Genomic DNA, 233 nt, shown 5'->3' on the forward strand with positions numbered 1-233 from the left:
ATTATCCGATTCCCATGGACTGGAGGATGACGAGGCTTAACCCCATCACCGACATTCCGCACAGGATCCCATAGCTGGGATTATTATTTGGGTCGATCTCTTTTGCCAGTGGCATCAATTCATCGACTGACAGCGCCACCATAATTCCGGCGACCGCGGCCATAATTGCCGCCATCACCACGGGCGAAATCAAACTGCCCAGAATTAACCATGCCATTACCCCACCTAATATT

At 50.6% G+C, this 233-nt stretch carries 1 pseudogene; it reads right to left on the minus strand.

Annotated features, from left to right (window positions below):
• Position 1: 1 nt before the first annotated feature.
• Positions 2-233, minus strand: a pseudogene (locus FDX22_RS31035) (zinc transporter ZupT); the annotation flags it as partial.

The sequence above is a fragment of the Citrobacter sp. TBCS-14 genome (genome assembly GCF_005280805.1).
GTDB lineage: Bacteria > Pseudomonadota > Gammaproteobacteria > Enterobacterales > Enterobacteriaceae > Citrobacter > Citrobacter gillenii.